The 18,449-nt window shown below is 72.4% G+C and carries 20 protein-coding genes and 1 pseudogene; 4 read left to right on the top strand and 17 right to left on the bottom strand.

Going from position 1 to position 18,449, the window contains the following annotated elements; all coding sequences use genetic code 11:
* Nucleotides 1-93: 93 nt before the first annotated feature.
* Nucleotides 94-1,077: an HD-GYP domain-containing protein gene (locus SM757_RS05215; RefSeq protein WP_322464652.1), complete on the bottom strand. Its 984-nt coding sequence runs from the start codon at nucleotides 1,075-1,077 to the stop codon at nucleotides 94-96.
* Nucleotides 1,078-1,235: 158 nt separating this feature from the next.
* On the opposite strand from SM757_RS05215, the gene SM757_RS05210 reads away from it, so the two are divergent.
* Nucleotides 1,236-2,342, top strand: coding sequence for a diacylglycerol/lipid kinase family protein (locus SM757_RS05210; RefSeq protein WP_322464651.1), 1,107 nt, complete (start codon nucleotides 1,236-1,238; stop codon nucleotides 2,340-2,342).
* On the top strand, nucleotides 2,339-3,136 hold the full coding sequence (locus SM757_RS05205) for a metallophosphoesterase family protein (protein ID WP_322464650.1): 798 nt from the start codon (nucleotides 2,339-2,341) through the stop codon (nucleotides 3,134-3,136). Before SM757_RS05210 ends, SM757_RS05205 begins: the two co-directional genes overlap by 4 nt.
* Nucleotides 3,137-3,305: 169 nt before the next feature.
* Here SM757_RS05205 and SM757_RS05200 read toward each other — a convergent pair whose 3' ends face one another.
* The 8 genes from SM757_RS05200 to SM757_RS05165 form a co-directional block, all read right to left on the bottom strand.
* Nucleotides 3,306-4,088 (bottom strand): endonuclease III domain-containing protein, encoded by a 783-nt coding sequence (locus tag SM757_RS05200; RefSeq protein WP_322464649.1) that lies wholly within the window; start codon nucleotides 4,086-4,088, stop codon nucleotides 3,306-3,308.
* An 88-nt stretch (nucleotides 4,089-4,176) separates the two neighbouring features.
* Nucleotides 4,177-5,139 carry a metallophosphoesterase gene (locus tag SM757_RS05195; RefSeq protein ID WP_322464648.1) on the bottom strand — a complete coding sequence of 321 codons (963 nt, stop codon included), beginning with the start codon at nucleotides 5,137-5,139 and terminating at the stop codon, nucleotides 4,177-4,179.
* Nucleotides 5,140-5,273: 134 nt separating this feature from the next.
* Nucleotides 5,274-6,230: a glycosyltransferase family 2 protein gene (locus SM757_RS05190; RefSeq protein WP_322464647.1), complete on the bottom strand. Its 957-nt coding sequence runs from the start codon at nucleotides 6,228-6,230 to the stop codon at nucleotides 5,274-5,276.
* A gap of 35 nt (nucleotides 6,231-6,265) precedes the next feature.
* Nucleotides 6,266-7,000, bottom strand: a complete 735-nt coding sequence (locus SM757_RS05185) for a hypothetical protein (protein WP_322464646.1) — start codon at nucleotides 6,998-7,000, stop codon at nucleotides 6,266-6,268.
* A gap of 198 nt (nucleotides 7,001-7,198) precedes the next feature.
* Nucleotides 7,199-7,684, bottom strand: coding sequence for a GNAT family N-acetyltransferase (locus tag SM757_RS05180; RefSeq protein ID WP_322464645.1), 486 nt, complete (start codon nucleotides 7,682-7,684; stop codon nucleotides 7,199-7,201).
* 157 nt (nucleotides 7,685-7,841) lie between these two features.
* Complete coding sequence (locus SM757_RS05175; RefSeq protein ID WP_322464644.1) at nucleotides 7,842-8,426, bottom strand: acyltransferase; 585 nt, start codon at nucleotides 8,424-8,426, stop codon at nucleotides 7,842-7,844.
* Nucleotides 8,423-9,532 carry a glycosyltransferase family 4 protein gene (locus SM757_RS05170; protein WP_322464643.1) on the bottom strand — a complete coding sequence of 370 codons (1,110 nt, stop codon included), beginning with the start codon at nucleotides 9,530-9,532 and terminating at the stop codon, nucleotides 8,423-8,425. Before SM757_RS05170 ends, SM757_RS05175 begins: the two co-directional genes overlap by 4 nt.
* Nucleotides 9,533-9,690: 158 nt before the next feature.
* Nucleotides 9,691-10,137, bottom strand: coding sequence for an ATP-binding protein (locus tag SM757_RS05165; protein ID WP_322464642.1), 447 nt, complete (start codon nucleotides 10,135-10,137; stop codon nucleotides 9,691-9,693).
* Nucleotides 10,138-10,693: 556 nt separating this feature from the next.
* Here SM757_RS05165 and SM757_RS05160 point away from each other — a divergent pair.
* Nucleotides 10,694-11,905, top strand: coding sequence for an HD-GYP domain-containing protein (locus tag SM757_RS05160; protein WP_322464641.1), 1,212 nt, complete (start codon nucleotides 10,694-10,696; stop codon nucleotides 11,903-11,905).
* A gap of 244 nt (nucleotides 11,906-12,149) precedes the next feature.
* Nucleotides 12,150-13,052 (top strand): hypothetical protein, encoded by a 903-nt coding sequence (locus SM757_RS05155; protein ID WP_322464640.1) that lies wholly within the window; start codon nucleotides 12,150-12,152, stop codon nucleotides 13,050-13,052.
* 55 nt (nucleotides 13,053-13,107) lie between these two features.
* Here the strand turns inward: SM757_RS05155 and SM757_RS05150 are convergent, their stop codons facing one another.
* The 8 genes and pseudogenes from SM757_RS05150 to SM757_RS05115 all read right to left on the bottom strand — a co-directional run.
* Nucleotides 13,108-13,305, bottom strand: a complete 198-nt coding sequence (locus tag SM757_RS05150; RefSeq protein ID WP_066341948.1) for a hypothetical protein — start codon at nucleotides 13,303-13,305, stop codon at nucleotides 13,108-13,110.
* A 279-nt stretch (nucleotides 13,306-13,584) separates the two neighbouring features.
* Complete coding sequence (locus SM757_RS05145; protein ID WP_322464639.1) at nucleotides 13,585-14,736, bottom strand: SEC-C metal-binding domain-containing protein; 1,152 nt, start codon at nucleotides 14,734-14,736, stop codon at nucleotides 13,585-13,587.
* Between the two features lie 291 nt (nucleotides 14,737-15,027).
* A pseudogene (locus SM757_RS35535) lies at nucleotides 15,028-15,198 on the bottom strand (hypothetical protein); the annotation flags it as partial.
* Nucleotides 15,199-15,600: 402 nt separating this feature from the next.
* Nucleotides 15,601-15,882, bottom strand: coding sequence for a helix-turn-helix domain-containing protein (locus tag SM757_RS05135; protein ID WP_322464637.1), 282 nt, complete (start codon nucleotides 15,880-15,882; stop codon nucleotides 15,601-15,603).
* On the bottom strand, nucleotides 15,872-16,186 hold the full coding sequence (locus SM757_RS05130; RefSeq protein ID WP_322464636.1) for a transcriptional regulator: 315 nt from the start codon (nucleotides 16,184-16,186) through the stop codon (nucleotides 15,872-15,874). The genes SM757_RS05135 and SM757_RS05130 overlap by 11 nt, the downstream gene beginning before the upstream one ends.
* Nucleotides 16,187-16,241: 55 nt before the next feature.
* The gene (locus SM757_RS05125; protein WP_157119253.1) at nucleotides 16,242-16,499 is read right to left on the bottom strand and encodes a hypothetical protein; all 258 of its coding nucleotides are present in this window, start codon (nucleotides 16,497-16,499) and stop codon (nucleotides 16,242-16,244) included.
* 187 nt (nucleotides 16,500-16,686) lie between these two features.
* Nucleotides 16,687-17,094, bottom strand: coding sequence for a dihydrofolate reductase (locus SM757_RS05120; protein WP_218011524.1), 408 nt, complete (start codon nucleotides 17,092-17,094; stop codon nucleotides 16,687-16,689).
* A gap of 43 nt (nucleotides 17,095-17,137) precedes the next feature.
* A partial coding sequence (locus tag SM757_RS05115; protein WP_322464635.1) for an Imm49 family immunity protein occupies nucleotides 17,138-18,449 on the bottom strand: 1,312 nt, incomplete at its 5' end.

Genomic DNA, 18,449 nt, shown 5'->3' with positions numbered 1-18,449 from the left:
TGTTGATACCCGCCGCCGACGGGCTTCGTGCAAAACGACCCGATTGCTCCCGCACTGTGGGCCTGCCGCCTGCCCGCGGGACAGCGCCTGCGCTCACAGCGCCCAAGCCGTGCGCAGTTCCATGATGCGAGGCAGCGCGTTCTCGAACAGCGAAACCAGGCACGGATCCAGGTGCGTGCCCGCGTCCAGGCGCAGCGTGGTCATGGCCGCGTCCACCGACCAGGCCTTGCGCCAGGGGCGGCGGCTGGTGAGGGCGTCGAAGGCGTCGGCCACGGCGGCGATGCGCGCGGCCTCGGGAATGGCGTTGCCGGCCAGGCCCGCGGGGTAGCCGCCGCCGTCCCAGCGCTCGTGGTGGTGCAGCGCGATGGTGGCCGCGAGCTGGAACGCGGGCGCGGCGCGGCGCGACAGCAGCGCGTGGCCGGCGCGGCAATGCGTCCTGACGGCGTCCCACTCGTCGGCATCGAGCTTGAGCGGCTTGAGCAGGATGCCGTCGGGGATGTCGAGCTCGCCCACGTCGTGCAGCGCCGCGGCCGCTTCGAGCAGCGCGCAGCCGCGTTCGTCCCAGCCGGCCGCGCGTGCGAGCTCCGCGGCGTAGGCGGCCATGCGCCAGGGGTGCAGTTGCGACTCGGCGTCGCGCTGGCGGTTGGACTGCGCCACCAGCCCAAGCAGCTCGCGCCGGGCCGACTCGCCGCCCTGCTCCGCGGGCTGCGCCAGCTCCAGCTGGAGCCGCACCCGCGCGCGCAGCGCCTGCACCGTCGCGGGCTTGGCGATGAAGTCCGCCGCCCCGGCCTGCCGCGCCGCCGCCCGGCTGCCGGGCCCGCCATGGCGGGTGAAGAGCACCACGGGGATGTCGGCCGTGGCGGCGTCGGCCCACAGCGCGCGGCACGCGGCGGCCGGGTCGCTCTCGGCCTTTTCCACGTCCAGCACGATGAGCGCCGGCGCCTGGCGCCGCGCCACGGCCGCGGCGTCGGCAATGCCGCGGAAAAACTCCAGCCGGTGCTCGCCGCTCAGCGCCTCGCGCAATGCGGCCCGCTGCACGGGGCTGTCGTCGAGGATGAGAAGGTGTCCGTCGTTCATGTTGTGGTCGTGATTCCTGTGCTTGCGAGCCATGGCGGGGCTGAGTCCCCGCCCGCGGGCGTGTCGTCACAAGACTGTTTCCGGCAGAAAGTGGCCCGTGTTTAGGGCCGCACCTACCCGTTCAGTCACGGGAACGCACATTGCTGCGGCGCGGCCATATGCCCACCACCACGATTGCTGCCGCAGACCCTCGTGTCCAGGCGCCCGCCGAGGCCGGCGACGGTGCCGGCCTGGCGCTGGCCATCGTCCTGAATTGCGGCTCCGGGCACTTGGAGACGCAAGAGCGCCTGCAGACGCTGCACGGCGTGCTGCAGGCCGCGGGCCGGCGCCACGAGGTCTTTTGCATCGACGGGCAGCGCCCGCCCGCCGAGGTGGCCGCCCAAGCCGTGGACTGGGCCGTGGCGCAGGGCGGCGCGGTGGTGGCCGCCGGCGGCGACGGCACGCTCAACACCGTGGCGCAGGCGCTGCTGCCCACGGGGCTGCCCATGGGCGTGCTGCCGCAGGGCACCTTCAACTACTTCGCGCGCAACCACGGCATTCCCACGGACATGGAGCAGGCCGTGCATGCGCTGCTCACGGCGCGGGTGCGGCCGGTGCAGCTTGGGCTGCTCAACGACCGGGTGTTCCTGGTCAACGCCAGCCTGGGCCTGTACCCGCAGCTGTTGCAGGACCGCGAGAGCTTCAAGAAGCAGTTCGGCCGCTACCGCTTCAACGCCATGCTGGCGGCGCTGGGCACCATCCTGCGCCAGCACCGGCAGTGGACGCTGGAGCTGGACTTGGGCGGGCGCAGCGTCGTGGTGCGCACGCCCACGCTGTTCGTGGGCAACAACCGGTTGCAACTGGAGCAGCTTGGGCTGGCCGAGGCCGCCGCCGCGGGCTCGCTGACGGCGGTGATGGTCAAGCCCGTTGGGCGCCTGGGCCTGCTTGGGCTGGCGCTGCGCGGCGCGCTGGGCCGCCTGGCCGAGGCGGCCAACGCGGTGGACTTCTCTTTCCGGCGCCTCACCGTCACGCCCGCGCACGGCGCGCGCGGGCGGCGCCTGCGCGTGGCGCTGGACGGCGAGGTGCTCACCATGCGCACGCCGCTGACCTTCGCCGTCTCGCCCACGCCGCTGCGGCTGCTGGTGCCGGCCGGGGATGCGCAGGACGTGCCGGCCGGCGGCGCGGCGGCCCGCGAGGCCGGCAGCGATGCGGCGAGCGGCGCAGCGCCCGCCCGGGCGGCGCCGGCCGTCTGGGCAGGGGCCGCGGGCGCTGCCGGCCAGCCATGAGCCGGCTGCTGCAGGTGTCGGACGCGCACTTCGGCGCCGAGATTCCCGAGGTGCGCGACGCGCTGCGGCGCCTGGCGCTGCGCGAGCAGCCTGACGTGGTGGTGTGGACGGGCGATCTCACCCAGCGCGCGCGGCGCGAGCAGTTCGCCGCCGCGCGCCGCTTTGCCGACTCGCTGCCCGGCGCGCTGACCCTGGCCATGCCCGGCAACCACGACATCCCGCTCTACGACCTCGTGCAGCGGCTGCTGCGCCCCTACGGCAACTACCGCCAGGCCTTTGGCACGGAGCTGGAGCCGGAGCTCGAACGCGAGGATTTGCTGCTGCTGCTGGTCAAGACCACGCGGCGCTGGCGGCACAAGCACGGCGAGCTCTCGGCCGCGCAGGTCGAACGCGTGGCGCGGCGGCTGCGCCAGGCCTCGCCGCGGCAGTTGCGCGTGGTGGCCACGCACCAGCCGCTGCACGCGGTGCAGAGCTGCGACTTGGGCGACCGCCTGCGCTGCCCGCGCGAGGCGCTGTCGCTGTGGGCGCAGGCCGGGGTGGACCTGCTGCTGGGCGGCCACACCCACCGCCCGCGCTGCGACCGGGTGGAGGCCGGCGCGCGCGCGGTGTGGCTGGTGCAGGCGGGCACGTCCATCTCGCACCGCGTGCGCGGCGAGCTGCCCAACTCCGTCAACCTGCTGCGCCACGAGGGCACGGACGGGGCGCGGCACTGCGAGGTGGAACGCTGGGACTACGACCCGCGCGGCGGCGAGTTCGCGTGCGTGCACAGGACGCGGGCGATGCTGTCGCGGTGAGCGGAGGTGGCCGTTGCCGCCGCACGCGCGCCGCCAGCGGCGCCGCGGAGGACGGCACGGCGCAGGCCCCTGAACACGGTGTTAGACGGTCTAACACCTGCCGCCTGCCGCTGGCGCTTGCCCACTCTCCCCGGACAGCCGTGTGCGCGGGCCGGGCGCGCCTGCCTCCCTACCGGTGCTTCGTGACCCCCACCCTGGCGCACAGGTCCCGCACCGGGCAGGTCGAGCAGCGCGGCAGCGCGGGCGTGCACACGTGCTTGCCGAAGGGCACGAGCAGCCGGTTGATGTCCACCCACCAGCGCCGCGGCAGCTCGCGCTGCAGCACCGCCAGCGACAGCTCCGGCGTGCGCGCCTGCACGTAGCCCCAGCGGTTGGTGATGCGGTGCACGTGGATGTCCACCCCGATGCGCGGCTGCCCGCACGCGATGCCCAGCACGAGGTTGGCGCACTTGGGCCCAACGCCGCGAAAGCCCAGCAGCACCGCCTCGTCGCAGGGCAGCTCGCCGCCGTGCTCCTCCACCACCGTGCGGGCGATGGCGTGCATCTGCCACGCCTTGGCCTCGTGGTAGGTGCTGTCGGCGATGGCCTCGTCCAGCGCCCGCACCTCCAGCGCCGCCACCGCCGCCGGCGTGCGCGCCAGGGCAAACAGCCGCCGCGCCGCCACCAGCGTCGTCTCGTCGCGCGTGCGGATGGAGACGATGCAGGCCATGAGCTGCTCGAAGGCGCTGTCGAACCCCTCCTGCGCCAGCTCGAACAGCGCCGCCTTGGGGAAAGGTTGCACCGCCGCTTCGATGCGGCGCAGTGCCTCGTCCACGTCGAAGGCCGCGCCCGCGCCGGCCGCGCTTTCGCTGGGCGCCGCGCCGCGGGTGTCGGCCGGGGCATCGGCCGCAGTGGTGGCCGGGCTGGCGGGTTGGGACGGCTTGGCGGCCGTGCCGGAAGCGGGAGTTTTCATGGTGCGGGCTTGACGCGGGCCGGGCCCGCCGCACGGCGCGGCGGCGCGACAAGCGGCCCCTGGCCCAACGCCGGGCAAGCGGCGCGCCTCAGCCGCGCACCAGCGTGTGCACCGTGATCTCGGGCAGGCAGTTCAGCCGCACGTCCAGCACCGAGGAGCCGCAGCCCACCGACGTGTAGCCCTGCATGGCGCCGTGGCGCCAGGCGCCGCGGGCCAGGGCGCGCGGCGCGCCGGAGCAGGTGAGCACGGGAATGCCGCCGGGCAGGCACAACTGCCCGCCGTGGGTGTGGCCGCACAGCATCAGGTCGAACCCGCAGTGCGCCGCCTGCCGGTAGGGCTCCGGCGCGTGCGACAGCAGCAGCGCGCAGCCGTCGGCCGGGATGTGCTCCACCGCCTTGTGCAGGTTGTGGGCCTGGAAGTGGTGCGCGTCGTCGATGCCGGCCACGAACAGCGCCGCGGCGCCGCGGCGCAGCGCCACCGACTCGTTGAGCAGCACGCGCAGCCCAAGCGCCTCCATGGCCGGAACCATGCGTATGGAGTCGTGGTTGCCCAGCACGGCCAGCACCTCGTCCCCCAGGTGCGGACGCAGCGCGGCCAGCGCACCCAGCGCCTCTTCCACGGGCCCGCTGGTGCGGTAGCGGAAGTCGCCCGTGATCACGCAGGCGTCGTGCGCCACGCCGCGCACGCGTTCGATGAGCGCCTGCTGGAACGCCGCGCCCACGTCCAGGTGCAGGTCGCTCAGGTGCAGCAGCGTGAAGCCGTCGAAGGCCGCGGGCAGCCGCGGCAGCGCCACCACGCGCCGGCGCAACTGGATGCGCAGCGTGTTGCGCCGCGCCCGCTCGCGCAGGCCCAGCAGCTTGAGCGCCGTGTGCAGCAGCCGCGGGTGCTGCAGCCAATAGCCGGGATGCAGCCGCTGCGCCAGCGGCGGCAGCCCTTGGCGCTCGGCCTCGTCCTCCAGGCCCAACCGCAGTTGCAGGTGCGCGCGGCCCAGGCGCCGGTGCAGCGCCTGCAGCGCTGCGCGCTCCTGGTCGTCCATGTCCGTCAGCTTCATGCGCCCTGTCCCGCCCGCTCTCGCATCACGCGCTCCCTGCATTGCAAGGCGCCCATGCTGCCCGCGCCGCAGCGGCGGGGCGGCTTAAACCCGTGGCGCGGAACCGCCCATTGGGACGCCGCGGCGCCCTGCGCTCACCAGGGCTGGGGCGGCGAGAGGCGTCCGCCCAGCGTCTCGCACCACGCCTGCGCCAGCAGCGCGCCTTGCCGGGTCTCGGCGCGCGCCAGCTCGGCCTGGCCGCGCCAGGCGGCCAGCCGGCCCCGCAGCGCGTGGCCCAGCCGCTGCAGCCGGTTGTCCAGCCACGCGGCCAGCCAGCCGCCGTGCTTGCGCCGGTACAGCAGCGCGCTGCGCTCGCACCACAGCGCGGAGGGCGGCTTGGGCGCGGCGCTGCCGTCCTGCGGCGCCGGCATGCAGCGCGCGCGCACGTCGCACAGGTGCTGCACGCGCAGGCCCAGGGCGCGCAGGCGGCGGCAAAAGTCCTGCGTCTCGTAGGCGTGGAAGAAGCGCGGGTCCAGTCCACCCAACGCGTCGAACAGGTCGCGCGGCATGAAGGCGAAGGCGCCGCACACCCGCTGCGTTGGGCCGGGCGCGGGCCGATCCGGCGGCACGGCGCCGCCACGGGCCCTGCAAGGCCAGCTGCACGGCACCGCGCCCGCCATGCCGGAGCGGGCAAAGCGCTCCGGCACCGCCTGCGTCCTTGGGCAGGCGCCGATGGCGGGCACGCCCTGGCCGTCCAGCAGCGTGCCGCTGGCCAGGCCGATGAGCGGGTCGCGCTCCACGGCCCGCAACCCGCGCTCCAGCGCGCCGCGCTCCACCAGCACGTCCTGGCGCAGCAGCGCCAGCGTGCGGCCGTGCGCGAGGTTGGCCGCGAGGTTGACGCCGCCGGCCCAACCCAGGCGCGTGCCGCTGCGCACCAGCCGCACCCAGGGGTGGCGCAGCTTCACCAGATCGGCCGTGCCGTCCCGCGAGGCGTTGTCCACCAGCACCACTTCCGCGTCCAGCGCCGCGATCTCCGGTGCCAGCGCGCCCAGGAAGCGCCCAAGCAGCGGCGCCGCGTCGTGCGCCACCACCAGCACGGAAAGTCGCTTCATGGCTCCCTGCGCGGGCGCGGTGCGCCGCTTGTTCTTCAGGCGGCGCGTCCCGTGGCCGCCAGCAGCGCGCGCAAGGCGCGCAGCGGCGCGGGGGCCTCCCAGGGGGCGCCCGCCGCGTGGTGCGCGCCGTCGTCCAGCAGCAGCGCGCCGTCCACGCCGCGCACGCGCCAGCCGGCGCAGGCCTGCGCCCCGTGGCTCACGAAGCGCTGCAGCGCCGCGCGCGACAGCGCAAAGCCGTTGAGCCCCAGGCGCGGGCGGGCCGCCGCGGGCAGCGCCGTGGCGCCGCGCCGGCCCTGGCGGCATTGCAGGGCGTCGGCACCGTCGCGCGCGTCGGCGATGGCCAGGCGCAGGCCTTCCACGAAGCCCGGCGCCACGTCGCTGCCGCCCTGCACCACCACCACCCAATCGGCCGCGGGCTGCGCCTGCGCGGCGCGGCGCAGCACGGCCTCCAGCGTCATCCCAGCCCCGTCGCTGCCCTGGCCGACGGGCAGCAACTGCGCGTCCGCCTTGCCGGCCAGCGCCGCGGCGGCGCCATCGCCCGTAGCCACCAGCACGGCGCAGTGCGCGTCCCACGCGGTTTCCATGGCCAGGCCGCGCAGCGTGCGGTGCAGCGAGCCGGCATCGCGCGCGGGCACCACGATGGCCAGCCGCGCCGCTGCCGTGCCCTCCCCGCCGCAGCCGCGGCTGGCGGCCGGGCCGACGACGCCGGCCGAAGCGCCGGCGGGAACGAATCCAGGGGTTGCGCTCGGGAACAGGGCGATGGGTGTCATGGCGGCAGAGGCGCTGATTTCGGCGCAATTCAAATGGTCTGCAGCAATTACAGGCCAGCCCCGCCGGTCTGTTGTGGCAGGAATGCAAAAGGCCGGACGGTGCATTAATCCAGCCCATTAACCCCGTCCGCCGGGCGTGAAGCCGGGGATTTGTGGCTTGATTGTGAAATATGCCGGGCCGTCCCACCCGGAGAATGGTCAGTCCAGGAGTAATTCGAAGAATTTCGTGCCCGCCACCGGGTCTGGGTAATACGGCGGCGTGGGCGTGAACCCCATGCGCAGGTAAAGCTGCTGCGCGTGGGTGGTTGGCGGCACGGCGTCCAGCACCAGGCGCCTGAAGCCCAGGGCACGCGCACGCCGCACCACCGCGTCCACCAGTTTTTCGCCCAAGTGCCTGCCGCGCAAGGCCGGCTGGACGAACACCCGCTTGAGCTCGGCCACCCCGTCGCCGCGGCGCAGCAGCCCGGCGCAGCCCACGGCCCGGCCGCCGTGCTCGGCCAGGAAAAAGGTGCCGCTGGGCAAGGTGTACAGGGTTTCGAAATTTTCCATCTCGGCGTCGAAACCGCGGTAGGACAAATCCATGTCCAGCCAGGCGACATATTCAAGGATGAGCGCCTTGAGGCGTTGCGTGTCGGCGGGCAGTGAAACTTCCCGTATGGGAATGTGCCGGGTCGGCAGGTCCATGGCCGGGGCGGCGGTATGGGGTTGAACGCCGGTGGATATTCAGGAGTACGGGGTTTTCCCATGCGGCGGCGCGATCCCGTTCGCGCCCGTGGCGTGCGGTGTGACTGCGGCGTGACAAATGCACGCCGCACGCACGTCTGGTGGCGTTGCGGGCCCTTCAGGCCTGCGCGGGGCGCCGGTGCAGCGGCTGCGCGGGCACGCCGCCGAACACGGTGCCGGCGGGCACGTCGCGCGTCACCACCGCGTTGGCGCCCACCACGGCGCCGTCGCCTATGGTCACGCCCGGCAGCACGGCCGCGCCGCGGCCTATGTGCACGCCGCGGCCTATGACCACGGGCGACACCTGGGTGTCCTGCGGCTGCCGCGCGGCGCCGCTGCAAAAGCGGTTGGTGTCCAGCACGCTGGCGTACTCGCCGATGACGGTGCCCGCGCCCACGTACACGCCGGCATGGGCCACCAGGTGCACGCCGCGGCCCAGCACCACGCCGTCGCCCAGGTAAATCGTGCCCGCGCCGCGGGTCTCCCAGTACTGGCCCGCGTGCAGGCGCAGCCGCCGGCCCAGCGTCACGCGCCGCGTGCCGCGCAGCTCCACGCGCCCAAGCACCCGGGAGGACGCCGGCACCGGCTCCATGAGCGCGGCCGACAGCCGGGCCTGCGCCCACAGCCCCGTGAGCGGGCGCAGCGCCCGCGCCAGGGCCGCCAGCGGCCGCAGCGCGGCCAGCAGCAGGAAGCGCACCATCATCCGGCCGCGCCCGTGTCCGAAGCGGCGGCCAGCAGCGGCGCGGGCTGCGTGGCCTTGGGCCGCGCGCCCAGCAGCGCCGCCCAACGCGCGCCCTGGCGCTGCGCGTTGAGCTCGCGGCGCAGCGTGCGGCGCCCGCCCTCGGCCATGGCGTTGAACTCGCCGGCCGTGGCGCCCATGAGCTGTTGCAGCCGCAGCGACAGCGCCGCGGCGTCGTTGGCCGTGAAGTGCCAGCCGTTGCGCCCGGGCACCACCATGTCGCCCGCGGCGCCGCTGTTGGGCACCAGCACGGGCACGCCCGCGGCGAAGGCCTGCAGCACCCTGCGGCCCGCGCCGTCGCGCGGCCCGGTGTGCAGCAGCAAGTCGGCCTGCGCCAGCGCCTGCGCCGCGTCGCCGCGGGCACCGTGGAAGTTAACGTTGGGGTGGCGCTGCGCGCGTTCGCGCAGCGCCACCGCCTCGGCACCCTCGCCGTAGATGTCAAAGCGCAGGCCGCGCAGCGCGCCCTGGCGCTCCAGCGCGTCCAGCAGCAGATCGACCCGGTCGGCGTGCTCCAGCGCGGTGAGCATCACCACGCGGCGCAGCCCGGCGCCGGTGAAGAGCTCGCGCTCGGCCACCGGTGCCGCGGGCAGGAAATCGGCGATGACTTCCACGCGCTCCCAGGGCACGCCCTGCGCCTCCAGGCGGCGGCGCACGAAGGTGGAGGGCGCCACGAAGCGCAGCCCAAGCCGCGCCAGCAGCCGGGCGGCGCCCAAGCCGCCAGGCCCGTCGCTGCCGTCCTGCACCACGTGCCACTGCGCGCCGCGCCCGCGCAGCAGCGCGCGCAGCGCCGCGGCCCACAGCGAGTGCTGCGCGCCGTTGGCCAGCACGGCGCTGTGCCGGTCGCGCCAGAGCTCGCGCAGCAGCGCCGCCACCATCTGCGGCCGCGAGCCCAGCACCACGCTGCGAAAGCCCAGGGCCCGCGCCGCCTCGTGCACCGCGCCGGGCGGCGCCATCACCACGCCCAGCAGCTCGGGGCACAGGCTGCTGACGGCCTGCAGCGCGGCCAGCGCCCGGCGCCCGCCGCCTTCGAGCCGGCCGTCGTCCAGCAAATGGATCACACGCAAAGACATGGGACGAGGTGCAGCAATTGCAAGAAGTTGTCACGAATTCACGCATTGCAATGGCAGCGGTGCTTGCAAAGGTGATGGAAGTGAAAACACGTTCGCCGGACGGGCATGGCATGCGCTGGGCACCAGGCGCGGCGACCGCCTGAGCGGCGCGCAGGCTTTCAGGCGTGCCGGGGCGCGGGCCAGTGGGTGAGGCGCACGGTGTTGAGGCCGCCGGCGTGCTCGTGCTCCACCCGGTCCGCCGCGGCCTGCATGATGAACAGGCCCAGGCCGCCCTCGGGGTAGTGGGCAAGCTCCACGGGCAGCGTGCGCTGCGGCGCGTCGAAGGCCTCGCCCGCGTGCACCAGCTCCACCACCAGCGCGTCGCGCTCGGCGCTGATGAGCAGCTCTATGGGCGCGCCGGCGGGCCGGCCGCGGCCGTGGCGCACGACGTTGGTGAAAGCCTCCACGCAGGCCACCACGAACAGCCCCAGCGCATCGCCGTCCAGCCCCGCGTACTGCGCGCAGCGCTCCACCGAGCCGCGCAAGTCCCGTATGGCCTCCACGCGCGCCGGCAGCCTGCGGCGGCTGCGCCAGGCCACGGGGAAGGCGAGAGAGCTGGCAGTCATGGTGCGAAACGGCCCTGGCGGCCGCGGCGGCACCGACTTGGGCGAGCGCGCCGGGCGGCCGGCGAAGCTTCACGCGCGTGAGACGCGCGCGAGGACTGTGGGCCACCGGCAGCCGCCCTGGGCGCACCGCGGGGATGGAACAACGGGGAGAACCGGTCCGATTGGGCCGCGCCGCGGCGGCGCAAGCTTGGCCCAACTGTGAATTCCTGCACGGACCACGCCGGGAGTTTCAACAGGCCTGGCCCATGGGGTTGTTGGTGGCGGCAACGTCAACTCCTGTAACCGGATGCTGCCGTGGCGGCGGCTGCAAAGACCTGTGAAGGCCTGCAAAGGGCCTTGGCGGCGGGCACGATTTCGCATGCCGTTGCCGGCGCATCGTTCGCGGGCCGGTGTGGCGAAGCAGTGGCGCAAGGGGGCGCAGCGGGCCGCGGCGCCTACAAAGTCGCGCTGCGGCGGTGCGGCCCGTGCGCCGCGGGGCTCAAGCCGAGCCTCAAACAGCCGATGGCTGCGGGATAGTTTTATCCGCGGCGGCCCGCGTGCCGCCCCGCCCCGCGTTGTGAAGCTGATCCCCCTATCCGCCGACTTGCTGCAGTCCCAACCGTTCCTGCCCTTTGGCGTGTATGCCGAGGACGGGCGCATGTTGCTGCCGGCCCATGCCCCCCTGGGCGACGCGCGCGTGCGGGCCCGGCTTGGGCAGCAGCGCTCGCTGTTCGCCCAGGCGGCCGACTACAACGCCTGGCGCCGCGGCATGGCGCAGGCCGTGCAGGGCCTGCTCAACGACAACGCGCCGCTCAAACAACTGGCGCAGGTGCGGCCGGACATGGTGCGCGCGGAGATTCCGCGCCAGCCCGGCGAGGAGTGGGAGGCCATGGTGCTGGCGCTGGACAAGGTGCTGCAGGGCGCGGACGCCGCCAAGCCGTGGATTGGCCGCATGCAGGCGCTGCGCGCCCAATGCCGCACGATGGTGGCGCGGCGCATGGACGAGGCGCTGTTCCACCTCATCTACACCGGCGGCAGCCGCACCTCGCACCACAGCAGCCGCCAGGCGCTGCGCTGCATGCTCATGGCCGGCGAGGCGGCGCTGGCGCTGGGCTGGGACGAGGAGCGCCGGCTGTTGCTGGACCATGCCGCGCTGACCATGAACGCCGCCGCCTGGCGGCTGCACGACCAGCTCGCGCGCCAGGTCGGCGGCATAGACGACCCGCAGCAGCGCGCCCTCATTGCCAGCCACCCCGCCGATGGCGAGCGGCTGCTGCGCGACAGCGGCGTGACCGATGAGCACTGGCTGTCTGCCGTGCGGCTGCACCATGACGACGCGCTGGCCGGACAGCCCCTGGAGGCGCTGGACGCGGGCCAGGCCGCCGCGTCGCTGCTGCGCCGCGTGGACCGCTACAGCGCCATGCTCAGCCGCCGCATCGGCCGCGAGCCGCTGTCGGCCACGGCCGCGGCGCAGCAGGCCTGCCTGGGAGCGGACGGGCGGCCGGACCCCTTGGGCGCGCTCATGCTCAAGGCGGTCGGCCTGTACCCGCCGGGCTGCTTCGTGGCGCTGGCCAGCAACGAGCGCGGCATCGTGCTGGCGCGCGGCGAGCGGGCCAACCAGCCGCTGGTGGCTGCACTGGTCAACGCCGAGGGCATGGTCATGGCCGAGCCGCGGCTGCGCGACACGTCGCGCCCGGGCCTGGCCGTGCGCACGGCGCTGTCGCCCAGCCAGATTCCCGTGGACCCGCCGCTGGACAAGCTGCAGGTGCTGCGGGGGTGGCTGAAGTAAGCCCACCCCCAGGGCCGCTGCCGCCCCGCGCCAGGAGGCGACGGTTCTGTGCCTGTAGGAGACCCGCTTGCGGGCCGAACCGCGGCCTGCATCCGGCCTGCAGACAGGCCTTCTGCAAGGCCCATGGCGCGCCGCTTGCCGCAGCCCGCGGCAAGGTCACTCGCCCGCCATCCGGCACACGGAACTGTATGAACGTACAGTCTTCGTCTCGCAGGCGGGCCAACGGCATCACGGCAGTACGGACATGGGCAGCAAGGAGCATGGAGACGACCAGGGACGGGGCCTGACCCTGGACCTGTTTGGCGACCTGGAACCGGCGCCGCCCGCGCCGTCCGGCGCGGTGCGTGGCGGGCGCGGCAAGGCGCGTTCGCGCCGCGGCGCCAACGAGGCACGCCGCGAGCCGGCGCAGGCCGGTGCCGACGGCCCCGCGCGATCCGCCGCAGCCGCCTTGGGCCATGAGGTCGAACAGGCCCTGGCCGCGCTGCCGGCCAGCGAGCTGCAGGGCGTGGTGGGCCAGGTGGCCACGGCCATCGTGCGCAGTGGCGAGTTCCAGGTGGCGCTGCGCGCGCAGCTCTACACGCTGGTGGCGCCGGCCATCAGCGAGGCGCTGCGCGGCGCGCTGGCGGTGCAGGAGGTGCGGCAGTCGCTGCGCGACGCTTTCGGCGACGGCGAGGCCGGCGCGCAGGCGCTGCAGCGCGCGCAGGCCGCGGCACGCGCCCGCGACGCCTGCACGGTGCCGTATGCCGGCGGCCTGGCCGGCGCCTACGCCGCGGCGCCCCGCGTGGCGCAGGTGGTGCAGCCCCTGGCCGGCCCGACGGCGGGCAGCGACGGCGGCGCGCCGCTGCCCCTGGGCGAGGCCGTGCTGCTGGCGGGCTACGAGCCGCCGCTGGCACGCCAGTACAAGGCGGCGCTGGCCGAGGCCGGCTATGAATCGGTGATCGTGGAGGTGGGCCCCAACGACGCGGCCCTGCCGCCGGAGGCGTTCGCCTGCGCCATCGCGTGCCTGCCGGACGACGCGGCCGAGCACGTGCAATCGCTGCTGTCGCGCCACCCGCTGCGGCAGGTGCTGCACGTCAGCGCCACGCCGCGGCGGCTGGTGGAAGCGGTGGAGCTGGTGATGCCGCCTCCACCGCAGGCGGCGGGCTGAAGTCAGCCGCCGCGATGCCCGGGGGACGCCCTGCGCCCTTGCCGGGTGCGCGGCTTCACATCGTGCGCGCGGCCCACTGCGTCACGAGCGACGCTTCGGCATTGAAGCGCTCGCGCAGCGCGAAGATTTCCCGCTTGGCCTGCGCCAGCGAAAGCTCGCCACGTCCGGCGCGCTCCTCGATGTCGGCCATGGCCGAGACGTACTCGGCCGGCGGTCCCTGGTTGCCGTACACGGCAGACGGCTCAATGTTCATGGTGGATGCGGGTTGAGTGTGTGGTGCCTCATGGGCAGACCCGCGCCTCAACGCCTCGTGGGTGCTGCGACAGCGGCATGCTGCAGTGCAGCAATGGTAGCCGATCGCATCCTTCCTCACATCGCGGCCACTACTTAAGGCTTGGCCGAAACCCGGTACTTTTTTTCCTTCATGGTGGCCGGCGCGCTCACGTCGCTGCGCATGGCACGGGCAGGCTTGCTTGTCCTGAAGAGCCAGGCGGGAGTTGCCGTGTCCGCCGCCAGCCGGTGCTCGATATCGTCACCGTCCACAGCAATTCTTGAATTTCATCCCCGAATTGCACAGGCATTTCTCGTTGCGCCCAGGCTTGCGTGGCGCCAATTCCCCAGGGGCGCCCTGGTTGCGGCTTTTGAAAGACCGCGCCGGCAATTTGATGCCGGATAAAAAATCCTGGAGCTGTTTCCTGTGGCGGGCTGCCCGCGTGGGCAGCTCCGGAAATTCCTTGACCTTGTTGGCCAACAGCCTGTCCCGGTCCGCACTGTTCAAGTAGGGATGGCCGTGAGGGTCGAAGCGGTTGCTGGCACGAATCGCGGACAGCAATAAATCGTTGTCGTGGGCAAATTCGGCAATGCTGTCGCGCAGGCGAGCCACCAAAGGGGGTGCCATTTCGCGGCATTCCAGGGCCAGTGCCGTTTCGCCATTTTCCTTTTCATAGCACTGCTGCAACAACAAGACGGCGCGCAGCAGGCGCGGCGTGTCCAGGCACAGGGTCTGGTACAACTGCGCCAATTCCAGGCAGGCGATATTGGCCGTCTGCTCGAAACCCAGGCAGCGCTCGTACCAGGGTTCCGCCGTTTCCACGGCATGCTGGGGCAGTTGGCCGGTGGCCGTCAGATGCGCCAGCATCAGCATGGCTTGCGGAAAGGATTGGGCTGCGGATTTTTCCAGCCAGCCCAGGGCCGCGGCGCGCTCTTGCCCGCCCGCCTGGTTCCACAGGTAAATGAACAGGTTGTATTGTCCCTGTGGAAACCCGGCCTCGGCCGATTTGCGCGTGCATTCGAAAGCGGCGGCGGAATCCGCCGGCCCGCCTAAACCCTTTTCGTACAGGGCACCCAATTGGGCCAGGGCCGAGGGGTGATCTTCCGCGGCGGCAATTTCAAAGTATTTTCTGGCCTCGCGCAGGTCACGCTCGAAGCTGCGCGAGCCGTGCAGGTAAAAATTGGCCAGCACATTGTTGGCGTCGGCATGGCCCTGCCCGGCCGCCTGGTGGATGTAGATTTCGCCCGTGCCGATCTTGGCGTCGCCTTCATGGCCGGCAATCAGCATCAGGCCATACTCGTACATGGAGGGAATGTGCGATTCGGCCGCGGCCTGCTTGAGCCACAGGGCGGCCTGTTCGCGGTAGGAATTCCAGACGGCCTGGTTTTCAAAATACTGCGTCCAGTTGTCCACCGTGCCGTCGCGGGCCGTGTTCATGCGCGAGAGCAGTATCTTGCCGGCCAGGTGCTGAGCGTCCGGACGGCGCTCTATGGTGGCCTGGAAAATCAGCTCCTTGAGATTAGCGGGAGTATCGGCCGCATCGTCCAGCGCGGGCGCTTCGGCCTCGGGAAACTGCCTTTTGTGGCACTCCAGCAGCAGCGCGTGGGCGGCATCCAGGGATTGCGTGGCCAACTCGGTGAGTTGGGGCCGTTCCAGGTTGAATTGCTCCGGGTGCACGCCCTTGTTGCCGTTGATGCGCAAAATCTGCAGGTGATTTTCCGTCTCGGCCGTGATGATGCCGTTTTGGATCAGCAAATAGATTTTGCGGTCCAGGCTGCCGGTGAGCGGGCGCTGCGCGGGCGTGCCTTCGGCCAGGCAGGCGCACATATAGTGGGCGCAGGTGCGCAGTTTGGCCAGCGCGTGCGAGGGAAACATGCTGATGCAGTCGCGCGCTTCGCTGAAGTGCTGTCCCAGCAGGGGCGAAATCAGGCGGGCGAGGTCGGTGTCCAGCATTTTGCAAAAGGGGCCCGGGTCACGGGCCCGGCGCCGCGCTTGTGACATCGTGGCGGCGCGGCGGAGAAATACGATGGTTGATCATAGGTCGCGGCCCTGCGTGACGAATTCAAGCCACTTGCATCGTCCACCCCGGCGCTGCCTGTCTGCTTCTGCGGATGTGAAAAATTTCACGAAGTGCACGCTGCGCCACGTACCCTTTGCATGCCCGTTTTGCAGGTGCCATGCGACGTCTGCGCGCTCCTGGCGCACAGCGTTTTTATAGCCATGAAATGGCTGCCTGCAGTTTCGGCCAGGACGAGGTACGGAATAGGCGGTTTGCTTTCAATCACGCAATTCCCTGAGCACTTCGGGATGCGCCACGGCCACGCGCAACAGCGTTCTGGCTGCGCCGGTCGGCATGCGCCGGCCCTGCTCCCAATCCTGCAGCGTGCGGGCGGAAACGCCGAGCAGGGCCGCAAATTCCTGCTGCGACAAACCCGTTCGCGCCCGCGCCTCGGCCGCGTCCGATAAGGACACCTCAGTCACACGCGTCGCCTCGCCCCGCTTCATTTGCTGGACGGACTCCAATAAATCGCGCTGAAACCGCTCCATTTCAGTGGGCATTTTCCACTCCCTGCTTCAATTGCGCCAAAAACTCTGTGGGAAGATTGTCGAACTTTGCCTTGGCGTAAACGATCAATAACCAAATGGTTTGTGTGGCGGCATTGAAGTAAATAACTCTTGCTCCACCTCTTTTGCCTCTCCCACTTGAAGCCCAGCGAACCTTGCGGCATCCGCCACTGCCGGGAATCAAATCACCCGCATCGGGATTGGCGGCAATCCAGTTGATGAATTCAATGCGCTCCGCGTCAGTCCAAACTTCACAGGCGTATTTCTGGAATATGGGTGTCTCGGCAACGGTTTTCACGGATGCTACGGCAATGCCGTATAGAGATCAAGTTTCGAGTTCGGTAACCCCTTAGTCACCCACGGCGTTCGACGTGGCTGGGGTCAGAAAGTGACGCATCCGCCCTGCCGCTGCCGACATCCGCCGCCTCCATCGTCGCCAGCACCAGCCACAGCACGAAGCCACCGGCCACGACCAGGCAAATCCGCAGGAACAGCACGTACAGGCGGAATCGCCAGTCGGTTTCCAGCCTGTGCTCCACGGACTGGGAGGTGGCCCGCAGTGCGCGCAGGGCGTGCGCGGGCAGTTTCGTTTCCGGCGTCGGTTTGGCCATGGTTCTCGCCCCGTGAGTGCAAGCGGCTTCCCCGGGCATCTTCTCCAGCGCTCCGGAATGCCGCTTTCAAGCCTTGGAAAGACAGGCCATCCACCGTAGACGCGCCCCGCGGGTGCGGCCATGGGCGTTTGCTCCCCGCGGAGGCAGGAGAAATCAAAGGGCAAAGGGGGCCGTTTGCCCCGCAGGCTCAGACGGCCAGCGCCCCGGCGCCGCCGGCAATGAGCCAGCGCGGCTCGAACCAGCGGTCGGCATCGCCGTCGTAGGGCAGGCGGTTGATGTCCCAGTGGCGGATGAAGGGCGCGTACTCGTCCCACACGGCCGGGCCGCCGCCGATGTAGACCACGCGTCCGGGGTAGCGCGCCAGCACGTCCGCCGGCCGCTCGCCGCTGCGGATGACGGCCACGGTGCGCTCGGCCAGCGCGAAGTCCGGCACGCTGGCGATGGTGCGCGGCCCGGCCAGCAGCACGTGGCCACGCGTGACCTCGAAAAAGCGCGCCACGTCCTCCCGGAAGGGCCGCCCGCGCTCGCCTTCCCAGGGCAGCACGCCATGTAAGCCCAACTGGCCGCGCAGGCCTATGGCGCAAATCGCCCTCACGTCGCAAGTCATCGCGTCCACCTCCGGCCTGTCGGGTTGTGGGTCAGGCGGATGCCGGCGGCGACGCCAGGTGCGCCAGCACCCGGTAAGGCTTGGGGAACCAGGCCCAGTGGTCGTCCAGCCACACCAGGCCGTCGTAGGCCATGCCGGCGTCCTGGCCCGGCGGCAGCAGTTTCCAGGCCACCCACACGCGGTGCGGGTCCAGCAGCACCGCCACGCCCCGGTAGCCGCCCGGGAAGGGGCGCGACAGCTCGTTGGCGCCACCCAGCAGGCCCGCGGGCGCCACGTGGCACACCAGCCGGCTGCCGGGTACCGCCAGCCGCACGCGCGGCGGCTCGGCCCATAGCGCCTCGTAGGCGTCGCGCGCGGCGTCGGCCACGGCCGGGGCGAAGGCCAGTGCGTAGTCGCCCGCGCGCGGGCGCAGCGATGCGGCCAGCACCCCGTCGCGGTCCTGGCCCAACGCCTCCAGCAGCGGGCGCAACTGTGCCGACACGGCCGCCGCCGCCGCCAGCGCCACGGCGCGCGCGGCCTGGGAGCCGTGCGGTGCGTTCGCGTCGGCGGCTGCGGCTTCGCCCTCCCCGGCTTGGGCCGGCGCGCTGCCGCCGGTGGTCTGCGCAGGGGTTGGGCTGCCGCCTGTGGCCTTTGCGTCGCCGCCCGGCGCCTGGCCGTGCAGGGCGATGGCGGCCTCGACGTCCGTGGCCTCGTCGCGCAGCGCGGCGGCGGTGGACGCGTCCGCGCCGCGCGCCGCTTCCAGCAGTGCAGCGTGCAGGGCGCGCAACTGCACGGCGGTGAGCGCGGGCGGCCACCCGGCGTTCGGCAAGCCCTCGCCGGGCAGGGCGAAGCGGGCGCGCGAGCGCGGCAGGCCCGGCGCGCCCTCGGCCGTGTAGTCGGCCACCAGCACGCCCCCGTCCAGCGTGCCGACCTGGTGGCGGCGCCCGGCGCGTGGAAAACCCATCAAGTCCAGGAACCAGTGCGGCTCGCCGTCGCCCAGCACGCGCCGGGGGGCGAACACGAATTCCAGGCCGGGGTGGTGCTGGCCCTGGCCCGCGGCCTCGCCCTCCCCGCCGGCCGGCGGCGGCGCCAGCAGCGGCAGCAGCAGCAGCGGCGAATCGGTCTCCAGCGTGACACCCTGGCGGTGCGCCAGCGCGCACAGGCCGGCCAGCTCGAAGGCCAGCAGGCCAAGGCGCTCACCCCGGCCGGGGCCCTCGCCATACCAGCGCGCGTGCGCGGCCAGGGCGTCGGCCAAAGCCTGGGACGCCCCGCCTGCGCCCTCGGCCAGGCACAGCGCTAGGCGCAGCACGGGCGCGCGCGTCTGCGCCACGAAAGCCGGGTCGGCGATGCGCGGCGGCTGCGCC

The organism is Azohydromonas lata (assembly GCF_034427735.1).
In the GTDB taxonomy this organism is placed as follows: domain Bacteria; phylum Pseudomonadota; class Gammaproteobacteria; order Burkholderiales; family Burkholderiaceae_C; genus Azohydromonas; species Azohydromonas lata.
Note: the sequence above shows the minus strand (reverse complement) of the source record. Positions and strands in the feature narration are given on the sequence as shown.